Consider the following 14193-nt stretch of genomic DNA (forward strand, 5'->3'; position numbering starts at 1 on the left):
TTTGTAGGCTTAAGAACGATACGTATATTCATAACGGTATCATAAAAGTTGGGCACTAACTCTATCCTTTCCTACAAACGAAGCCTATTCATTCGGCTGGCTGTTATTCCTCTAGCAGCGTTAGTAGCCTCCCATGTCGTTTTTAGTCAGGTTTTTCCCGGTCAGCCGGGCTATCAATTTCCCTGGGCGTACTTCCTGACCGTTGCCACGGTGATGTTTTCCTGTTGGGAAGTTAACCTATTCATTTTCAGGTGGCTCGATGAACGATTACCCTTCTGGCAGAATCCTAATCGCCGACTTGTATACCAAATATTATTTGGTGGTACTGCTACATTACTAACGTTTGCGGTGGTTTTTCCGCTGGCTCAGCGTCTGTATGCGCAGCATTGGCCCGCTCCCGCCACCGTGACGAGGGGCATTATTGTTTGTATTACGCTAGCCACACTTGTTAATGGTGGCTACGTCGGTTTCTATCTGATGCAGGCATTTTGGGCTGAGCGTCAGAATAATACGTCTGAAAATACATTTGCTCTGACCAACGTAAACACGTCGTCGGCTCAGACACTTGTTACTATAGACGTGAGCAGCGGTCAATTGCGTTTACCTATGGAGGAAATTGCTTACTTCTATTCAACTGGCGGGCTAATCTTACTGGTTAAAATTGATGGCCAACAAATTGCTACGCGTTATGCTTCGTTTGCTCAACTGACGTCTGGTCTTGATAGCCGGTATTTCTTTCAGTTGAACCGTCAGTTCGTTGTGGGGATAGGTGCTGTTCGCGCTGTTCAGGATGATGTCAACCGCAAACTGATCGTTACGTTAGTGCCCGCCCTGCACCGCCAAGAGTCACATCAGGAAGTTATTGTAAGTCGCTACCGGAGCCTTGACCTGCGTAAATGGCTGCAATCTATCAGTCATTGACCATTCATCGGTAAATCTGATACCATTCATTTTCTGGGGAAAATACGTATCGTTTTTCAGCTGCAATTGCGTATTTCCTTTGCTGCTGCAAGCACACAGCTTGCCTGGAAACAATAAGTTTATGCAACCTAATTTAGCGCATCTCTACGAACCAACTCCACTTTGGCTAGATGCAGGATTTGTCCTCACTACGCTTGTAACCCTATATTTTCTCTACGTAGCGTTCGGGCGGGCTTCTAAACGGAAAACCGCTTGGATTTTAATCAGTTTGGGTTGGCTAACGTTCTTGGCTATACTGGCTTATCAACACTTTTTTCAACAATTAACCGGTTTCCCACCTCGCTTTGTACTCACAATTGGGCCACCATTTTTACTAATTATCTGTTTGTTTAGTATCTCAAAAAGCCGTGCCTGGATACGTGGATTACCGCTCTCGACGCTCACATTTATACACGTAGTACGCGTTCCTGTAGAACTGATGCTCTATAGTTTATATCTCTACCAGCAAATTCCTGAACTGATGACGTTCGCCGGGCGAAACTTCGACGTACTGGCAGGATTAACGGCTCCAGTAATGGCCTGGCTGGTATTTCGGCGTAAATCGGTTTCGCTGCGTTGGCTACTTCTCTGGAACGTAGTGGCGGTTGGCCTACTGTTCAATATTGTCATTCAGGCGATTTTGGCGGCACCCCTTCCGTTTCAGCAGCTCGCTTTCGATCAGCCGAACGTAGCGGTATTGAAAGCGCCTTATGTCTGGCTCCCTGGCTTCCTTGTGCCGGTGGTATTTTTCAGCCATGCGGTTAGCCTGCTCCAGTTAATTTCCGCGTTACGTCGCAACGGAGGATTAATGGAGCCTGCCTGATATTTATTCTGTTTAATTGCCTGTAGGATAGATTGATACGTTCGTTTATTTGTTCGTGTAAATCAGAATGGATTCGGCTTGCACAACCACCGAATCGCAGCCGTTCAAACGGTCAGGAGCCGCAACGGGGCCATGCCATTTCGGGTCGGCTGAATCGAGCAGTTTTTGCCAGGGACGATCACATACGGGCATCGTAAATGACTGGCTTTCTTTCGAGAAATTCAGAAGGCAAACGACCGTTTCAAGACCTGACGTAGCAACCCAATCAACCTGTTTGTGTTGCCGCAGTAGCATGATCGTTTGTTTGGATTCGTCAACAACAACGGCTACCGATTCGCGGTCGGGGTGACGTAGCGACGATTGTTTGCGCAGAGCCAGCAGAGTCTGGTAGTAGCGGAACATCGTAGCATGCGGTTCCTGATCGCGTAGTTCCCAATTGAGTTTCGACCGTTCGAAGGTTCGCTCGTCCTGCGCATCGGGGGCTTCGGCTACGTCCTGAAACGCGGCAAATTCCCGTCGACGTCCCTGCCGAACGGCTTCAATCAGGTTTGGGTCGCTGTGGCTCACGAAATACATAAACGGATTTAATTCGCCATATTCTTCACCCATAAATAGCATCGGCAGATATGGACTACTCATAACAGCTCCTGCCATTAATTTCTGCATCGACAAACTCACGAGTTGGCTGGGGCGCTCACCCAGCATCCGGTTACCAATGTGATCGTGATTCTGCGAGAAAACCACAAACTGCCGCCCAGCATGACCTGCCGTTGATTTTCCGACGATACGCGCCCGCCGGGGCATATACGTACCATCGTATACGTAAGCGTCTTTATAGGATTTCGCTAAGTGCTGAATCCCGTTATAATCAACGTAGTAGCCTTTTTGCTCGCCGGTAGCCGTTACGCGGAGGGCGTGGTGAAATTCGTCGTTCCACTGGGCATCCATGCCGTAGCCCTCTTGCGCAAGTGCCTGAATAAATTTGGTTTCGTTCTGGTCCGATTCCACAATCAGGTAATGTTGCCGGCCCGTTTGCCGGATCAATTCATCCACGTACTGCTTGATTTCACGTAGCAAATGCACTTCGCGGGCGTCATGAATGGCGTGAGCTGCGTCGATACGTAGCGCGTCGATGTGAAAATCCCGAAACCACATCAATACGTTTTCGATGAAATACCGACGCACGCTGTCGCTGTAATCAGCGTCGAAATTGAGAGCGTGCCCCCACGGCGTCTGGTATCGGTTGGTGAAATACGGGCCATAGTCGTAAAAATAATTGCCTTCGGGGCCCATGTGGTTGTACACTACGTCGAGAACAACCGCCAAACCTTTCCGGTGACAGGCATCGACCAACTGTTGCAACCCGATAGCACCGCCATACGAATTCTGCACCGCGTATGGGCAAACACCATCGTAGCCCCAGTTCCGCGTGCCGGGAAATTGTGCCACCGGCATAATCTCGACGGCGTTGATACCCAGTTCAATCAGGTAATCGAGTCGACTTTCAATACCCGCGAACGTACCATCGGGGGTGAATGTACCGGTGTGAAGTTCATACAATAAATAATCATCGAGCGGCAGATTCTTCCAGTTGTCATCCGTCCAGATAAATTCCGACGTATCAATGGCCTGCGATGGCCCGTGAACTCCCTCGGGCTGTGAAAGTGAAGCCGGATCGGGCCGTTCGAGCGTATCGTTCAGGATAAATGAATACGTATCACCGGGTTGAAGTTGGGGAGTCGAGGTTTGCCAGTACGTGCCATCCAACTGAAGGCGGACAGTTTGCTGTTGTTGATGAAGGCGAAGACAGACACTTTGTGCGAAAGGGGCCCAGACACGTATACAGGCCCCTTCATCAGAGAACGTAACGCCGAGAGTTCGACGGCTAATCAAGGTTTGATGCATAAATTGAAGCAGCGGTTATGCATCAAACTAGCTATCAGCCGGTTGTGTTAGCCGAAATGGTTAAAACTCAAACATTCACCTCAATAGTAGTTCCTTTATCGGCAATGACGCGGAACGTACCACCCAGTTCCTGAGCTCGTTTCTGCATGTTTTGCAGGCCGTAATGTTGTTCAGAAATGGCCGCATCAGGCAAATTGAACCCTTGTCCATTATCGCGGATACTTAGATTTATTCCTTTGGTTTCCAGTATATTTAGCTGCACAATAGCCTCAGTCGCGCGGGCGTGTTTCACTACGTTATTGAGTGCTTCCTGAACAATCCGGAACAGGTTCAGCACCTGAGACGACGTAAGGCGTTTGGTGGTCGACCCCGTCAACTGTACGTCGACCGATAAGCCATCGGTTTCGTGAACGTAACGGTTGATGTATTGATTGAGCCGCTCACCAAACTCTTCCACCGTAAAGCTTTCCTGATGGATAGCCCAGATCGTTTCGCGCAGGAGTTTAACGGCCTCACGGGTATGTACCACAATGTTCCGTAACTGATTTGCCCATTTCTTACCGTCCTTAACCGGTTGTCGTTCAGCCTGATCGCTGATGTGTGTTAGATTGGTTACGACGAAAGCCAAATGAGCGCCTACATTGTCGTGTAGATCACGGGCAATACGTTCTTTTTCGACTAATAAATTGTTTTTCAGGGCTAGCGCCTGTACTTCGGCTTCGTAAGCACGCTGTTGCTGAACCGTGTGTTCTTTAATAAGTTGCTCGGTTTTATCGCGCTCCACTTTGTAGCGGTAAGCCAGACCAATCGTCAGAACAAAAACCTCAAACAGACCCGCAAGGGCGTAGTTAGCAAAGTTAGCAACGGCCTCGTAGGTAGGAATCAGGCCGAAATTCGCAAATACCTGCCCGAGGTTGAGGGTATAGTATGGTAAAACGGCAATCAGGTACAGCCAGGCTTCGCGAACGTGATACCGGCGAACAATACTAATGATGATATAGGCAACGATGACGGGCATTGGGAGCCAGTAAATCATCGAAAAAAGCCGGACGATAACTAACTCAACCAGCGGAGTAAACGGTACAAAAAGCTCGATGGTTAGCGAAAAAAGTCCAACTACGCAGCACCAGAGTACTACCGTTCCGATGGTGTGCCAGCGATGCGAAGGCGTGTGACGCAGCGGCAAAAACGTACGGACAAAAGTGAGTTGTGAATAGAACAGAACGAGCGGAAACAGAAAATAAACGTTTTGTCGAGGCAGTAGAAACTGCTCGTCGAAGGCAAATTGGTTCAGAAAACCGTCGTTAATAACGAAAAAACCAACCAGTCCCAGCAGGCAGAAAATATAACGGGAGTAAATCGGTGCGAACGTAGTGAGGAAAAAAATCAGGCTCATGATCGCCACAAACGTGAGCGTGAACAAAACTCCTCCCCAGAATAAATACCCTTTCTGAACCTCACTTTCGTAAGCTGTTTCGGGAACGAGGTTGACCGGAATAAGCTGCGCACCCCGTTGTTTAAAGATGCGCAGGTAGGCCGTTACGTTCTGACCAGCCGGTACCGTAAACGGAAACCAGTAGTGTCGATGATTTCTGATACGTTGGTTCGTCGGTGTTTTCCAGCCAATGACCGGCGAAGTCGATAAAACTCGCTGCTGGTCGTCGACAACAAAAAGCTGAAGCTGATCGAAACTCCAGAAGTCTATTTCAGTGAACCAGTTTTGCGGTTTGGTGGTGGGATTGTGTAATCGATAACGTAGCCAGATCGGTCGGGCTGCCTGAACGCTACTGATATAGCCGAAGTTCGGTACTGGCGACTCGACTGGGCGAAACGCAGCATCAATAGCCGGATGTGTTACGTCGTTTAACCCCCGAATACGTAACGAATCCAGAAAATAAGCTATGTGCCCACGTAGTGAAAGCGGATGATTGGCGGTAGGTAATTCCAGAATCGGTTGGTCGGCTACGGGCTGCCCCATAAGGGGGAGAGCGATCAAGCAACCGCTTAATAACCATACGAACCGATACAAGAAATGTCTCATCCGCGCTTCTAAATACTACGAAAGTAGACAATTTATGGATTTTCTGGACGTAACCTAGGTGGCAACTCATAGTCACGCGCAAAACTCCGGTGTGTCGCCCGAGTCATTTACTGGCCTACGTTCACTTTGGCTCCCGTCCCAAAAATGAGCTTCTGTCCTAAATCAACATTAATTTGCTGTGCATTACCGATATAGCCAGCCGGTAGTGTTACGTTGTGTTTGATCTGAATACTATCACTACTGGTTGGCAGGCAATTACAGGACCAGGTAGCCGGATCATTCCATAAACCGTTACGTAGCGTGTAGATAGCCAGGCCGGGCAAAGGCGCCCCCTGCACCCATGTGCCGAAACTGTGCGCGGGCACCTTAACACGTAGTATACCCGCCCCCGACACAACCGGATGCGCGGTTGAGCTTGTACCGGCTACGTTGCTGAACGTCACGCCCGCAGCCACGCCATTACGTTGTATTACCGGTACTTCTACGTCAACCGGCTGATCGCCATAATTAATCACATTCAACACTTCTTTCCCGCCTGCGCTGCCCGAAGCGTTGTTCTGATAAATGAGTGTGCGTTTGTAGCAGCCTGTGAAATAATTGAGCGCCGGGCCACCAAATTTATTAAGGTAATCGATGCTCGTTGAGCCGCTGATGTACGTTTTAAGTACGTTCAATAACTGGTCGATTCCGGTTTTTAAGCCGCCTTGTGGCCAATTCGGGAAATAGCCATATGTCTGTGGCGCGCAGGCCGTACCGTTCCAGGTTATTACTGAGGCAGGATAGCCGTAATAGTCTGGCCAGAACACCGTTGGTACGCCCAGATGATTGTTAGTGAGCAAATAGGCGTAGCTGTTGAGTGCGTCGGCGCGGTCGTGTATGAGCGCATCGCCAAACGTTGGGTCGGCGCTACGGAAATCGTGATTGTTGAGCATCGTCACTACGTTGTTTCCGCTGAAACCGCTTCCATCGTGCAGACTGCCCGTAAAAATGCTACGTACATCCCACGAATCTGTGTCATTACAATCGGCAGACGTACTCACGCCGTTTCCACCATCGCTGGCTTTTTTCAATTGATCGCGGAGGTTGAAATCGAATACTTTCGGATTAAGGCTGGCTGCACCGCAGGCATTCAGTTTAGTATAGACCTGATTAAGCCAGCTCCCTTGCGGCCCAGGATCTTGCCCATACCACTCGCCAACAATCAGGCTGGGGTCTTTACCAGCCGCGTGCATGGCACAGAGTAAATCGCCCACGAACGAAGCCGGAAAATGTTTGATAGCGTCCATTCTTAGCCCGCGAATGCCCACTTGATCCCAGCTCCAGAGTGTCCAGTCGATTAGTTTTTGTTTAGTATCGGGATTCTGGTGATCGTAATCGTAAAAATAATCCATACTCTGCTGGCTCCAGGCGGGTCCGAGGCACGTAGCATTCACGTCGGAAGCCGGATCTCCTGACCAGTTAGGCCGGAAATTACTACCATTCATACAGGGACCACCGCCCGGCAAACCGCAGAAATTGGTAAACGTCTGCGCCCGGAGTTTGTAACTGGGATTGAGGCCACCACCCGAAAACATGTTACCCACTTCTGCCAGATCGCGCGCCGAGCCATTGCCCAATGAACCTAAGGGGTCGTACCAGATTTTCCAGGGGCGATGATTAGAATAAGCAGTAATATCGCCCGGATTGATGTTGATCATTTGAATAAACAACGTATCGGACGGGTTGAAATCAGCCGTATTAAGCGCAATTTGAAATTCATCGTTATCGCCATCGGAATCAATCGTAACCTGGTAATTTGTCCCCAGTTGAATTGGATAAGCTGCTGCTTGTTCCGGCGCTACAACCGTCGTTGCGTTAACGGGCGACCAGCGCGAACCTCCTATTTTTTTTGTAGTCACGTAGAGCATGTACTGGCTGCCTGCATACGTATTGGTGCGGGAACTGATGTTGACGTAGTAATTCCCAATGCCGTTACCCGACGTCCCGCCAACGGGTAGAATAAGTCGATAACGATCTGACGGCATGGCGTACTGATAGCAATTCTGATTGCTGGTGTTGCCTGCATGGTTCATAACATAATCCAGTACGGGATCGTTGGTTTCAGGAGCGCCACCATCGCGGTGGTTGTAAATCATATCGCCTACTACCTGCATTCCGGCGCCACTGAATGTCGATACCATGTTCAGAATCTGCTGTTTAGTGCCGAGCGCCGTAAGTGTGCTATTGGTGCCAATGTACAGGTCTTTCGGGTCGTAGCCGCCACTGTTAGGACCGTTGCCCTGAAACGGCGGTGTCCAGATATGGGTAAAACCTGACGCAGCTAACGGAATGGCTTTGGCCGCCAACGTATCGGCCCAGGCAGCTCCGCACTGCGCTTTGGGAATGTCGTAATAAAATCCCTGCATCATCACTTGCTGGGCATTTACGAAATTGATAGTACCGACGAATACGGCTATTAATGAAAGAATTCTGTTTAGAAATTTCATGGTTCGGGTAAGACGCAAAAGCTATGATGAAATAGTGTTAGTCGAATGGTATGCCTGCGCCAAGCTTCCGGTTGGTCCAGATAAATTATTTTAAAACTACTCGCTGGCTGAGACGTACCGACCCCTCACGTAGCGTTAACAAATACACGCCTGATGAGAGGGCTATTTTAGGAACGATTCTGAACGTAGTACCCGATTCAGCCTGAAGATCGAACGTAATGGATTGCCCGTTTTGCTGGGTTAATCGGAGATTTTCGGGTCGTACGTTTTTCAGACGAATACGTATCGGTTGGGCTTCGGTTGGATTGCCTAGCACGTCCAAAAGCGGCTGCGTTTCCTTATACACCACACCAACCGTTTTAGAGTAAGTTGTGGAGCCATCCATATCGACCTGTCGCAAGCGGTAGTAGTTATCCCCACTCAAAGGCGATTTATCCACAAAAACGTATTGCTGCCGCGACGACGTAGTGCCTTTGCCTGCCTCCTGCCCAATGGCCTCGAACGTAAAGGCATCGGCGCTACGTTCGATGAAAAAATGGCTGTTATTTTGCTCAATCGCCGTTTCCCATACTACGTTGATAAGGCCGTCGCCAGCTTTGGCATTGAACGAAACGAGACGTACCGGCAATGGATTCGGAACAATCTGCCAGCACTGGTAATCAACTTCATAACGAGCGCGGCCATGAAATCCCGGCCCCATTGTTACGCGGGCATCGGCATTGCCAAATGCGCGCCCTAGGTCAATAGAAGCCGTAGCCGTAAAGTCGATGGTGAACGTACCGCCTGTCTGACTGACGCTACCTGCGGGAACGGTTGACGTTTGTTGAAGCGCGGTTCCAAACGATGCTACGTTGTTGCCCGCCGACGGGTAATACCACGATTGGTTGGGTTGTTGCAATGCCCAATCGTACTGGTTGCCGCTACCAGCATCGTTAACCACCAGATTTTGCGTGACTGTCTGATTCCCTGTTGAGCCACTGCCGCCGTATTTGCTCGCCGACCAGTTTAGTTGATAGTTGGCTGTGATATTGAAGCTGGATTGCCCGCCCGAATTTCCACCAATTACCAGAAATCGTAATTCGCCAGCCCCAATACCCGAACCGTCGCAAACGGAGCCATCGTCAATGACGATTCGGGCGGCTGTGGGTAGGCAAACCGTTCCAGTAGAAGCACCGTTTGGAACAGAAGATTCAGGATTGGGATTTGTCCATTCGGTTAACGTGACGCGCCGGGTGGCAGCCGATGATGAAGGCCAGTTACTACCAGACGTAGTGCCTCCGCAACCGGGATTTTGAGATACGGTCAGACTGCTAAAGTTGCTGCCGCTTTCGCCGACGTTGCCAAAAATCTGTTTCTGAATAATCGGGCAGCCTGATACGATGGTTGAAGGTAAATCGGGCGGGCATTTTATGTTTAAACCGAAAGAACTGTCATTTGTGCCGCAGCTGCCTGTGCCTGATTTGCAGCCCGTTCGCTGCGGACCAGTTGTGTACGTACTGGAACTAACGGCCTGCCAAACGTAACCCGGCGCGGGCGTAATGGAAGGCTGAGCTACTGAAATCAGGGATAATGTAGAAAAGAAAAGTGTCGCAATAACGTAGCGTTTACGCATAGACATATTTCAGGGCTTAAGAAAAGTTAGCCCTGAAATACATGAAATAATCTTTTATAAACAAATACGATACAAATAATAATACTAATATGTAAAATCAAGTTACTAACAGAAACTTACTACTTTATTAAGATAGGTTTTAACTAATTAGAATTTTCTGTAAGACGTGAGAACGTGACATTGGTAACGGTTGCCAGATTGATAAAATTTTAATGGCGTCAGATTTAAAAACCTGACGCCACCACTAGACTATATATCTACAGCGTATATCCGCCGTTATATTGCCGCTTCACGAACTGGTTAGCGTAGTCGTAGTTCGTGATTTTCATGGAATTGCCATCCCACAAAAGCTTTTTGCGCCCCGTAAACTTGCCATCTTCCCGAACCAGGTATGAACGCGTGGCCAGGTTACCCATCAAAACGGTTTCGGTGAGTGGTCCGGACTGGTCGAATGAAGAGGAGGTATACGCGCCAAATCCCTGCTTGCAGGCTTTCACCCATTGCTGCTGATGGCCTTCGGTTTTTCCCTCCACGAGTGGCCGCTCGGGCGCGGGAAGGGTTTTATCCCCAAACTTATCCACAGGAAGTAGTTTCGGGTTGTTTCCGAACAGGCCGCCGGTCAACATCCCTTTTGTTCCAATAAAGAGAATACCGCCGTCGATGGATTGGAAAACATCATTGTACTCGGCACCATCGGGTAACTGGGGTCGGATGCCGCCATCGAACCAGGAAAATTTGATTTCCTTAACCTTGCGGTCTTCCGACGGAAAAGTCAGGTGAATCGCCGACGAAGGAGGACATACATCGTCATAAAAAGCCTCCTGGAAGAAATCGGAGTAGACCGACCCAACGCTGCATTCTACTGAGGTCGGGTATTTCAGCTTGAGAGCACGAAACGGTACGTCCATGAAATGGCAACCCATATCGCCCAGAGCGCCTGTACCAAAATCCCAGTACCCTCGCCAACGGGTCGGCATATAAGCCGAATGGTAGTCGCGCTGAGGGGCTGTACCAAGCCATAAGGGCCAGTTCACTTCGGCCGGAACCGGCTGGGACTCACCCTTATCTTTCGGCGATTTAACGCCCTGCGGCCACACCGGGCGGTTTGTCCAGCAATAAACGGTATGCACGTGGCCAATCATTTTTTTCTGAATAGCTGCCTCGATGATGCGTGTTGCATCGCCCGAACTACCCTGATTACCCATCTGCGTGACCACTTTATACTTTTGGGCCGCTTCGGTGAGCATTCGGGCTTCGTAGATGTCGTGCGTAAGGGGTTTTTCGACGTATACGTGCTTGCCAAGCTGCATGGCCGCCATCGCGATGGGCGCATGCATGTGGTCGGGCGTGCTGACAATTACGGCGTCGAAGGTTTTACCGGCCTTGTCGAACATTTCCCGGTAATCCTGAAAATAGGGGGCGCTGGAAAACTGACTCCTGAATTTTTTAGCCTGCCGATCGTCTACATCACACAGCGCGACGATGTTGTCGGAGCCATTATTATAAGATAGGCGGATATTGACATCGGCTTTGCCCCCGCAGCCGACAGCCGCAATATTGAGTTTGTCGGACGGCGCGATGATACGTGAACCATCCGGCGATTTACCGCCCAGCACATGACGAGGAACGATAAAGAAGCCAGCAGCTACTAATGTGCTGCTTTCCAGAAATTTACGGCGAGAGGGATTAGGCATAGTCAATGAGCGAAAGGGCGAATGAGTGAAAGAGCGAATATACTGAATCGCTCTTTCACTCATTCGCCCTTTCGCTCATTAGTTTATCCCATAACCTGCCCCATCTTCATGGCGGTGGCCATATCGCCTTTAATTTTTAATTTTCCCGTCATAACGGCCATCATCGGATTCAGGTCGCCGGTGCCCAGACGTACCAGATTATCCACCGAGATATGCAGTTCGCAGTCGGCCGGTTTATTATCATTCGTGACCTGAGCGGGCGATTGCGTGGAATCAATAAAAATATTTCCCTGCTCGTTCACAATTTTAATAGTGGCGTTTATGCTGTCGGCATTCGTAAATTTGTTCCGAATCTGGTCGGTTAGTTCCTGAAGAGTCATCGGTGATTGCTTATGGTTTTTCAGAAAACGCTGCACCGTCAATAAAGTTTCTACTGCGGTCATCTGGTCCGCGTTACGTATGCGCTCTCAATTCTTAACGGTTCTCTGCATTTTAACGTTTCTAAGCTGCGCTTTGGGCCTGTTCGACGCCACAGTGTCTTTCATGCAGACCGATGCTGTTTCTACTACCCAACGTATTGATCGTCCCACTCCCGAAGCGGAAAAAACACCCAAACAATACTACGAAGATCGCTCCACTGGCGACGCACCCGTATCGAATGATCCCGACGAAGTACGTTCGCTGGCGATTGCGCAGTTTGCTTATTCGCTACTAACCCTTATCGGAGCCATTCTTATGTTCCGGCTGCAACGTATCGGTTTCTGGATATACGTAGCGGGCGTTGCTGTTGGGCTGTTTTTGCCGGTAATTCTGGCCGGATTCGTTGCGCTCAATACGTCGTTTGGGGTGTTTTTTAGCCTGCTTTTTGTTGGATTATACTGGACGATGGTGAAAGAAATGAAGTAACGCGGACATGTTGTCCGCATAGTCATAATTGAACTTCTTCCTAAAACTATGCGGACAACATGTCCGCGTTACTTAACTTCAACCGGGTTCAGCACACTTGCATCAGTATTGCTGACGAATGCTACGCGCTTGCTATCAGGCGACCAGGATGGCGTATTGATCGTGCCCTGACCACCGTAGATGTAGGCAATCACTTTGGGTTTGCCGCCCGACATGGGCATCAGGCGCAGGTACACGTGCTTGTAGGGTGGGTGATCGCCGGATTTGACTTCGTCTTTGAGAAACGACAGAAAAACAATCCATTTGCCATCGGGTGAAATATGGGCGAACCAGTCGTGAAATTCGCCGTCGGTCACTGCTTCCTGACCGCTTCCATCGGGTTTCATGCGCCAGATTTGCATGGTGCCGGTGCGGTTGGAATTGAAGTAAATCCACTTGCCGTCGGGTGTGTATTCGGGGCCATCATCCAGCCCGGTTGCGTCAGTCAGCCGAACTTCGGTACCACCGTCGGCGGGGACTTTGTAGATATCAAACTCGTTGTTACGTGATCCGCAGAAAACCAGACTTTTTCCATCGGGCGACCAGCCGTGCAGGTAAGAAGGTCCTTTCGGCGTGATCTGTTTCGGTGTGCCGCCTTCTATTGGTACGGTATAAATGATGGAACCACCAAGTGCGCTGACACCGCTACTCAATCCTAATTGTTTGCCATCGAACGAAATAACGTGGTCGTTGTTATTGTTTTTCACCTCGCCCGTATTCACGGTACGTACCTGTTTGGTCGCAAAATCAAACGCCTGAATTAAACCTCGTCCGTTATAAATCAACGACTTATTATCGTTTGTCCAGTTGGGTGCCTGAATGGAATAGGGCTCGGTATGAATGATGTTACGTTTGCCCGTCGCTACGTCGAGCAATTCGAGCCGGCTGGCCAGATTCATGCGATTCGGTTGTTCGGCAGGACTTACGGGAACGCTGATACGTACATCTTCGAACTGCGCCTTTGCGGCTGCGTTCCGATTGGGTGCGCAAACGAACAGACCCACGTAAAGCTCCTCACCTAAATTAAGTTCTGCTACGTCGCGCATCTGAAACGGTTCGCCGAATCGAGCTACGCGCACGGTGAACGTAGTGCCCCGGCGTTCGAGCTGAATAATGTCGGCGTTCTTTACGGACGTAGCGTTTTCTTCCGACGTAGCGCCAGTGGTTTTACGAAGCTGTACCAACGTAGCACCGTTACCCTGAACAACCGCACTCACGTGGGCGGCATCGGCCGACAGGCTACTACGTGCCATCCAGCCCATTTTTTGCCCTGCTTCGGCGCCTTTACCGGAAAATTGTCCACGACCATAAACGATGAAATCGCCTTTGATACGTTTCCACAAAAAGTGAATTTCATCCTGCGTACCACCCATTGCAGCGCCAGAACCATTTAGTTCGTACGTCTGTGTTGCAGCTTTATACGTAGCAAGGCCGGGACGCACAGCCGAGCCGATACTACTCTGTCCGTCGAAAACGCCTACCGGATTCTGCTGGGCCGATGCTGATTGAGATAACAGGAGCAGCCCTGTCCATACGAGAAAAATCAGTTGCTTCATTTTGGGTAAGAAGAGGGGTGAATGGCCGATGCAGCAGTTTTCTGAGAAAAGAAAAAGGGTCTTCCGACTTACTTTCTGCGGCAAACTTTTTGCAGAAATGTACCGACGAATTAAACTTTAGATCAACGGATTGGTCTTTGGAATACGGCTGAACTCTGATTGTTGATACAA

At 49.6% G+C, this 14193-nt stretch carries 10 protein-coding genes; 3 read left to right on the forward strand and 7 right to left on the reverse strand.

Features of this window, described 5'->3' with window-relative positions; genetic code table 11:
* Window positions 1-48: 48 nt before the first annotated feature.
* The gene (locus ACYVF1_RS03020) at window positions 49-921 is read left to right on the forward strand and encodes a LytTR family DNA-binding domain-containing protein (protein WP_461075478.1); all 873 of its coding nucleotides are present in this window, start codon (window positions 49-51) and stop codon (window positions 919-921) included.
* Window positions 922-1042: 121 nt separating this feature from the next.
* Window positions 1043-1783 (forward strand): hypothetical protein, encoded by a 741-nt coding sequence (locus ACYVF1_RS03025; protein WP_461075480.1) that lies wholly within the window; start codon window positions 1043-1045, stop codon window positions 1781-1783.
* A gap of 45 nt (window positions 1784-1828) precedes the next feature.
* On the opposite strand, the gene treZ is transcribed toward ACYVF1_RS03025, so the two are convergent.
* The 6 genes from treZ to ACYVF1_RS03055 form a co-directional block, all read right to left on the reverse strand.
* Window positions 1829-3688: a malto-oligosyltrehalose trehalohydrolase gene (treZ, locus tag ACYVF1_RS03030; protein WP_461075482.1), complete on the reverse strand. Its 1860-nt coding sequence runs from the start codon at window positions 3686-3688 to the stop codon at window positions 1829-1831.
* Window positions 3689-3755: 67 nt separating this feature from the next.
* The gene (locus tag ACYVF1_RS03035) at window positions 3756-5666 is read right to left on the reverse strand and encodes a sensor histidine kinase (protein WP_461075484.1); all 1911 of its coding nucleotides are present in this window, start codon (window positions 5664-5666) and stop codon (window positions 3756-3758) included.
* 170 nt (window positions 5667-5836) lie between these two features.
* Entirely contained in the window at window positions 5837-8215 is a 2379-nt protein-coding gene (locus tag ACYVF1_RS03040) for an alpha-amylase family protein (RefSeq protein WP_461075486.1), read from the reverse strand.
* An 85-nt stretch (window positions 8216-8300) separates the two neighbouring features.
* Window positions 8301-9827, reverse strand: a complete 1527-nt coding sequence (locus ACYVF1_RS03045) for a hypothetical protein (RefSeq protein WP_461075487.1) — start codon at window positions 9825-9827, stop codon at window positions 8301-8303.
* A gap of 257 nt (window positions 9828-10084) precedes the next feature.
* Window positions 10085-11521: a Gfo/Idh/MocA family protein gene (locus tag ACYVF1_RS03050; protein ID WP_461075489.1), complete on the reverse strand. Its 1437-nt coding sequence runs from the start codon at window positions 11519-11521 to the stop codon at window positions 10085-10087.
* 83 nt (window positions 11522-11604) lie between these two features.
* A complete protein-coding gene (locus tag ACYVF1_RS03055; protein ID WP_461077795.1) occupies window positions 11605-11901 on the reverse strand; it encodes an SCP2 sterol-binding domain-containing protein in 297 nt (98 codons plus the stop codon).
* A 79-nt stretch (window positions 11902-11980) separates the two neighbouring features.
* Here ACYVF1_RS03055 and ACYVF1_RS03060 point away from each other — a divergent pair, with 79 nt between their 5' ends.
* Entirely contained in the window at window positions 11981-12427 is a 447-nt protein-coding gene (locus tag ACYVF1_RS03060) for a hypothetical protein (protein ID WP_461075491.1), read from the forward strand.
* A 68-nt stretch (window positions 12428-12495) separates the two neighbouring features.
* On the opposite strand, the gene ACYVF1_RS03065 is transcribed toward ACYVF1_RS03060, so the two are convergent.
* The gene (locus ACYVF1_RS03065) at window positions 12496-14022 is read right to left on the reverse strand and encodes a biopolymer transporter TolR (protein WP_461075493.1); all 1527 of its coding nucleotides are present in this window, start codon (window positions 14020-14022) and stop codon (window positions 12496-12498) included.
* Window positions 14023-14193 lie beyond the last annotated feature (171 nt).

It is taken from the genome of Spirosoma flavus (assembly GCF_054778555.1).

Excerpts from the sequence above, each read along its gene's own strand:
- ACYVF1_RS03065 (WP_461075493.1), bottom strand. The coding sequence starts at position 14,022 with ATGAAGCAACTGATTTTTCTCGTATGGACAGGGCTGCTCCTGTTATCT.
- ACYVF1_RS03040 (WP_461075486.1), bottom strand. The coding sequence starts at position 8,215 with ATGAAATTTCTAAACAGAATTCTTTCATTAATAGCCGTATTCGTCGGT.
- ACYVF1_RS03050 (WP_461075489.1), bottom strand. The coding sequence starts at position 11,521 with ATGCCTAATCCCTCTCGCCGTAAATTTCTGGAAAGCAGCACATTAGTA.
- treZ (WP_461075482.1), bottom strand. The coding sequence starts at position 3,688 with ATGCATCAAACCTTGATTAGCCGTCGAACTCTCGGCGTTACGTTCTCT.
- ACYVF1_RS03045 (WP_461075487.1), bottom strand. The coding sequence starts at position 9,827 with ATGCGTAAACGCTACGTTATTGCGACACTTTTCTTTTCTACATTATCC.
- ACYVF1_RS03060 (WP_461075491.1), top strand. The coding sequence starts at position 11,981 with ATGCGCTCTCAATTCTTAACGGTTCTCTGCATTTTAACGTTTCTAAGC.
- ACYVF1_RS03035 (WP_461075484.1), bottom strand. The coding sequence starts at position 5,666 with ATGGGGCAGCCCGTAGCCGACCAACCGATTCTGGAATTACCTACCGCC.
- ACYVF1_RS03025 (WP_461075480.1), top strand. The coding sequence starts at position 1,043 with ATGCAACCTAATTTAGCGCATCTCTACGAACCAACTCCACTTTGGCTA.
- ACYVF1_RS03055 (WP_461077795.1), bottom strand. The coding sequence starts at position 11,901 with ATGACTCTTCAGGAACTAACCGACCAGATTCGGAACAAATTTACGAAT.